Origin of the sequence: Streptococcus infantis ATCC 700779, assembly GCF_000187465.1 — a bacterium.
GTDB classification, from domain to species: domain Bacteria; phylum Bacillota; class Bacilli; order Lactobacillales; family Streptococcaceae; genus Streptococcus; species Streptococcus infantis.
Window position 1 is genome coordinate 1817451 of the sequence record NZ_GL732439.1, and the last position, 4845, is coordinate 1822295.

The 4845-nt window shown below is 39.2% G+C and carries 3 protein-coding genes and 1 pseudogene; all 4 read left to right on the plus strand.

Annotated features, from left to right (window positions below; all coding sequences use genetic code 11):
* Positions 1 to 976, plus strand: a pseudogene (locus HMPREF9423_RS12710) (T7SS effector LXG polymorphic toxin); the annotation flags it as partial.
* Between the two features lie 18 nt (positions 977 to 994).
* Positions 995 to 1654: a DUF6572 domain-containing protein gene (locus tag HMPREF9423_RS11285; RefSeq protein WP_006149476.1), complete on the plus strand. Its 660-nt coding sequence runs from the start codon at positions 995 to 997 to the stop codon at positions 1652 to 1654.
* A 214-nt stretch (positions 1655 to 1868) separates the two neighbouring features.
* A complete protein-coding gene (locus HMPREF9423_RS12155) occupies positions 1869 to 3932 on the plus strand; it encodes a T7SS effector LXG polymorphic toxin (protein WP_006149477.1) in 2064 nt (687 codons plus the stop codon).
* Between the two features lie 16 nt (positions 3933 to 3948).
* Positions 3949 to 4425, plus strand: coding sequence for a hypothetical protein (locus tag HMPREF9423_RS11295; protein ID WP_006149478.1), 477 nt, complete (start codon positions 3949 to 3951; stop codon positions 4423 to 4425).
* The last annotated feature ends 420 nt before the right edge of the window (positions 4426 to 4845 follow it).

Below are 4845 nucleotides of genomic sequence, written 5' to 3' on the forward strand. Positions count from 1 at the left end.
TGCTGCGACTCCTTTAGTTGTTGCAGGCGGTGTCGTGGGATTTGGGACGAGTGTCTATGGGTTATCTAATGCAGAAGAAGGGATTCATGATATTCAACTTGGAAATGCAGGGGATATCCAGACCAAGGCAAAGAATCCTATCAGAGATACAGTTTTTATGGGAAATGACAAGTTGTATCATGATGTTGGGAATACCTTTGTGACAGCGAGTGCTATCATGATTCCTATAGGGAAGACCCAAAGTGTTGTGCAAGGCTTGACAGAGTTTGCGATAGGGGAAGCAGGAGCTTATACAGCTGGTCAGGTTGCCTATCACGGGACCAAGCTTGCGGGTGGAAGCGAAGAGGACGCCCAAACCGCAAACTTTTTAGGGAATCTGATAGGAGGGTATACAGCCTCTTCAGCAGCTAACAAGTTTAGTCTCAATAAGGTGAAAACTCAGTTCTCTCCTGAATGGAATGAATATCTAAATGAATTTCCAAAAAATGGGTTAACCCAGTCAGAGATAAATAATATCATTGAAGTTGTTCCTGATATTGAAAAAGGCATTGTACGTCCTAATCCACAAGATTATTTACCAATGGAGTATTTGGAACAGCATAAAAGATTATTTGATGATGGAGTTGCAGCCTTTGTGAAAGATGATTTCTTCATCCAGAAATTTGGTAATTTTGGTCGAGAAGATGGAGCTTTTGTTTTTCCAAAAGATGTAGCAAAGGCTATGATTAAAGAGGCGGATGGAAATCCAAGGAAGTTAGAGGCTTTATTGGGGCTTGATGAGGGAAGTCTAGGAGACTCTCCTAAAATGGTACTTCCGCAGGAAGTACATAATTACAGAATTCCTGATGGAAATGAGGGAGGATCACGTGCCAATCCACAGTGGCGACCAGGAGGAAAAACATACCCTGGAGGAGTTCCTGAAGCAGTAATCGACCCAGTTCCAAAAGATAAGTTAACATTAGTAGACATTTGGTAAGTAACAAAGGAGATGAGAATGGAATCAATTTATGTAAGTCAAAAAGATATGTTGGAAATCTGTCAAGATGGTGATAAGTATTTCTTGCGTTATCCAACTTTTAATATTACCTGCCCAGAAGTGATTCAAGAAATCCCCAAAGAAGCTGCCGATAGCTATATTATGGGAGAACATACTGGCAAAGAGTTGATGAATTATGCGCAGTATGGTTTTTGGAAATCAAAAAAGCAATATACACAAGATGAATCTAGTAAACTTTTCATTGAGAATAATCCTTCCTTTATTCTAAAAAATCCCAAAAATAGTCGTCGTCTTTTTTCAGCAGAAGAGTTTACTCAAATTGTCACCCAAGCCATCGCTTCAAAATTGAAACCTAGCGAACTTGACGCAATTGGTACAGTTGATAGTCATTTAGAACTTCTTCTGGTGGATCCAGTTGGCTGGGAGGAAGAGATAGAAGCAGTACATCTGGAAGTTTTGCAGGAAAAAATTAACAATTACATTCACTTCCTCGAAAGCAAGCAGTATGTGGAGCGATATGGTGATAAGTTTGATAAAAAAGTCATCCAAATTACTTTCCAATATTCTCCATCTGATAATGGACTAGCTTTTCTCGCAGCAGTTCAGAAGGTATTACAACCAACGGATATGAGCTTGAAGGTAGAATTGCCAGAGTAAAAAAGGGAGCGGAAACGCTCTCTTTTTATGGTATAATGGAGAAGGATTAGATTTATACCAGGAACAATTCAACGAACTCCATCAGCTGGTGAAGTCCTACACGGCTCTATTGGGAGCAGATCTCGCTTTGATGACGGCTACAGGGAAAGAGATGTACCGAACTGATAGTGTCTTGGGTCAAAACATGTTTCCTGGTTTGCAGTAGGGAGGTATCATGAGTTATAATATAAAATTTGATGATATCACCTCTGTTCAAGTGGAAACTCAAAAGACGATGAATGCATGGGGAGAGTCCATGTCTAGTCTAAACAAGGCTATGAACGACTTCATAAAGAATCAAAACCTCCAAGGTCAGGCTATCTCGAGTATGCGCAATTACCTAGTAGAGGTACATGGGACTCTCCTTCAGACACTGGCCAATTTGATGAATGACTACTCAACCAACCTCCTACTGTACAAGGATGGCTACTACCAGATAGATAGCTTCCTGCATACAAAACTACCTGGTAAGGAGTTTACACGTCTTCATAGTGATTTAAAGGGCTCGAGGGACAAATTAAAGCCCGAGATAGAACTCTTGAAGACGACTAAGAGTGATATTTCTGACTTGGTGAGTTATGAGGGAACTAGTCATACCAGTACGATCATGAACTACAACTTCCTCATGAATCAGATTAAGAACTTGGATACCTCCATCACTCAATATGAGAGCAGCCATTCGAGTCAGGATTTAGCGGCCTTTAAGGAACTCTTGGCGGCGACTAAGGCCTTGATCGCAGAACATTCAGGAAAATCTCGCAATGTCGGGACCTATCAGTCGGGAGACTTTGGTAAGCTCAAATCTGTCCAACGCTTTGCGATCGCTTATGACCAAGCAGCCAAGCAGATGGAGAGTCGCGTTGAACGCGTGAAAGCAGCCCAGGAGAGGGACAAGGTCCGATTTGAGGCCTTGGCTGCCGAGGATCGCGCCAAGAAGGGTTGGATAGACTTGGGTGTTGGCGTATTCACAGCAGTGATTGGTATTATAGCGATTGTATCAACGATGGGTGCTGCGACTCCTTTAGTTGTTGCAGGCGGTGTCGTGGGTTTTGGGACGAGTGTCTATGGGTTATCTAATGCAGGAGAAGGGATTCATAATATTCAACTTGGGAATGCAGGGGATATCCAGACGAAATCCTTTAATCTCATCAGAGATACAGCTTTCATGGGAAATGACAAGCTGTATCACGAGGTTGGGAATGTCTTTGTGACAGCGAGTGCCATCATGATTCCTATAGGGAAGACCCAGAGTGTTGTGCAAGGCTTGACAGAGTTTGCGATAGGGGAAGCAGGCGCTTATACAGCGGGTCAGACTGCTTACCATGTGACCAAGCTTGCGGGTGGAAGCGAAGAAGACGCCCAAACCGCAAACTTTATTGGGAATATCTTAGGAGGATATGCGGCTTCTTCAGCAGCCAGCAAGTTTAGTCTCAATAAGGTGAAGGTAGATGTCGAAGTACCGAAGTATAACAAAGGACAAATCCTGAAGAATATAGAGGAAAGCAAACTTGCTAGGGAATCCAGTAACTTTGACCAATATTTGGCGAAGGAGAAACTCCAACGAAGCTCAAACAAACCCCCATTAGTTAGTCGGGAACTTCCGAAGGTGAAGGTAGATGTCGAAGTACCGAAGTATAACAGAGAACAAATTCTAAGAAATATAGAAGAAAGCAGGCTTGCAAGGGAAAGTTCGAATTTTAAACAGTACGCGGCGAAGGAATATGCCTTAGCTGAAGAAATTAGGTACAAAAATTATTGGAATGAGCCAATATTAAAAATACCTAAAGGGAGTAGACCAGATCCAAAAACATATGTGAATTCGGAATATCTTACAAAACATTTTGCAGAATTCGATGAGGGAGCAACAGTTATTCAGACCGAGTGGGCTTATACAAACTACTCAGAAGCTAACAGTTTTGTTGGTGTACCTGATGACAATACACTTTTTGTTATGCCAACAAAGTACGCTGATAAGGTTATTAAAAATTCTAACGGGAACATCAACTATATTGAGGAAAAATTAGGGTTTCCTAAAGGTTATTTTAAATATGGGGGTGGTTTAGTTAGAATTGATATAGAAGATTTGAGTGATTTAGATTTAAGACTTCCTAGCGGGAATGAGACAGGAGCAAACTCACTATGGATACCTGGGGGAGAAACTTCAGGTGGAGTTCCTGAAGCTATTTTAAATACAGTTCCATTAGATAAGACTAGAGTTAGTAGGATAGGAATAAAATAAATTGAGGGGAGAAGCAATGAATTTTAGAACTAAAATTTTAGAAGCTATAAAAGAAGGAAACGTTGAAGATATACTTCGTGGAAGGCAAAAGTATCGGATTGAACCCCCTACTTTTGTTCCAGATGTTTTCCCTACAGATATTAACCAGGTGCTGTTTGAATATTTTTATAATCAAAGTGATATCAAAAACATTGAATTATTGTTAGAGAACTCTTTAATTAAATTGACAAAGAGTTCGGCTACGGATTTGTATATTTCAATATTATTTTTCGATTCAATACTCTTTATGGAAGATAAGGGTATTGCCACTTTTAAAATTGATACTTCAAAATTAGTAGCTGAAATAGCATCTGGAATAAAAAAATTTCGGGAAGAATTAACGAAAAGTATAACTTTTAATAATGGATTAACCAAAAAAGAACCTATGAAAGTAGTTGTTCGTTTCAATCAGCGTTATAAAAATAAATATAATTTTTCAATTCTTGATGATTAAAAAAAATTTTAATCAAATGGTACGAATACGAGTTTATTTCTAATTATCTACGAAATAAACAATAAATAAAAATATTGAAGAAAATAATTAATGGGGAACTTGAAAAAGCAAAAATTTGAATTTATATCCATTGATTACTAATTTAGATTACGAGTATTTAAAATTTCTTATTTCTAACGAATATAAGTAATTGGCATGGGAAACAAAAAGATGCCTTCCTCAAGCAGTGGGAGACCTTCTCCACCGAGTATACAAATTTCCAAACAGAGATGAATACCTTCTATGATGCCATCTGTGATGAAATCACTAGATTAGAGAACAAAAAGAACGAAGAAAATGGCATTATTGGTTGGTGCCAAAGTCAGATTAATAATTTGGGAAATTTCATCGATAAGCTACTACATACGAAGGAGGGCTTTT

Coding starts and splice junctions, on each gene's coding strand:
- HMPREF9423_RS11285 (WP_006149476.1), top strand. CDS start 995: ATGGAATCAATTTATGTAAGTCAAAAAGATATGTTGGAAATCTGTCAA.
- HMPREF9423_RS12155 (WP_006149477.1), top strand. CDS start 1,869: ATGAGTTATAATATAAAATTTGATGATATCACCTCTGTTCAAGTGGAA.
- HMPREF9423_RS11295 (WP_006149478.1), top strand. CDS start 3,949: ATGAATTTTAGAACTAAAATTTTAGAAGCTATAAAAGAAGGAAACGTT.